At 33.4% G+C, this 1,364-nt stretch carries 2 protein-coding genes; both read right to left on the bottom strand.

The window, feature by feature from the left end; translation table 11 throughout:
- Positions 1-52: 52 nt before the first annotated feature.
- Complete coding sequence (locus NBRC110019_RS16660; protein WP_281756601.1) at positions 53-805, bottom strand: IS3 family transposase; 753 nt, start codon at positions 803-805, stop codon at positions 53-55.
- Between the two features lie 120 nt (positions 806-925).
- Entirely contained in the window at positions 926-1,324 is a 399-nt protein-coding gene (locus NBRC110019_RS16935; RefSeq protein ID WP_373877012.1) for a helix-turn-helix domain-containing protein, read from the bottom strand.
- Positions 1,325-1,364: the final 40 nt, after the last annotated feature.

Raw genomic sequence — 1,364 nt, forward strand, 5'->3', positions numbered from 1 at the left:
TGACTAGTCCTGAAATAACGATACAGGATTAATATTAATAAAAATACATTTTTTAAACAGAAGTATCTTTATAGTTGCTTCTGTTTTTTGTTTTATAGGTTTTCATTTTGATAGTATTTTGTAAGTGCATTAGACAAGGAGTTAACATATGGTTTGACCAATGAGGTCTTATTTGATTGTATTTATTAATTACTTCTGTTACCAGCTTTTTCATTAATGATAATTCAAGATGGTAAGTATCAATCATAAACTCCTGCTTTAATATACCATTTATTCTTTCTGCTACTGCATTTTCATAGGGATCTGAGTTTTGAGTCATACTACACTTTAGATTATATTTCTTGATTATATATTGGTATTCATCTGAACAATATTGGATCCCCCTGTCCGAGTGATGTATCAAAGAATCAGCCTTAAACAACCTGTTCTTATGAGCCATTTTTAGTGCATTAATACATCCTTGTGTACTTAGAGAATCAGACACATTATATCCCATTATCTTTTTAGAATAAGCATCTGTTATTAAACTTAAATAACAAGGTTTATCCCGTTTTCCAATGTATGTAATGTCGGACACCCAGACTTGCTCCGGTTTAGTAATATCTAATTCTTGTATCAAATTAGGATGCTTTCTAAAGCGATGGTGTGACCATGTAGTAACATGATAACTCCTTTTTGGCTTTATTAATAAATGATTTGATTTTAAAATACCAAAGAACTTATCTCTACCCACTTTTAGCTCTCTAAGCTTATTATTAAGTATATGATATAATTTACGCGTACCTATTCCGCTGTTCTTTGACAAGCGCCACAACCTGTTCCGCCAGATTCCTGCGGAACTTGATACGTTTAATACTCCGATAATAAACCTGTCTGTTTATCCCGAACAAACCACAGCTAAAGCTTATGCTTTCCTGTCTTTTTTCTATGAAAGATTGGATTGTTCGGGTGGTAAGTTTTTTCGAATATCGATGTTGTATTCCTTTTCGGCGAGGTCTATCATCATATCGAAAATGATCGCTTTAGAGTCTGAAATATGACTTTGCTTCTCAAGCTGCACTTTTTGCTTTTCCAAAAGTTTTACTTTGGCTTCAAGCTCCATTATTCGCTGTTCAGGTGTCTTTGGCATATTTGAAGGTGTTTGATTTTCCCAATCAAAGTTACCATATTTTCGAAGCCAATTTACAACAGTAGACCGACTTTGTATGCCGTAATGCTTCTGAGCAGAGGTTACTGATAAAATTCCAGACTCAACTTCTTTAACAACACTAAGTTTAAAACTAAGTGTATAGTCTTTTTGTGTGCGCTTTACGTAATTATTCATGCGATACTTTTTTCTGTATCGCTATTTCAGGACGAGACAA

The sequence above is a fragment of the Neptunitalea chrysea genome, assembly GCF_027924145.1.
Classification (GTDB): domain Bacteria; phylum Bacteroidota; class Bacteroidia; order Flavobacteriales; family Flavobacteriaceae; genus Neptunitalea; species Neptunitalea chrysea.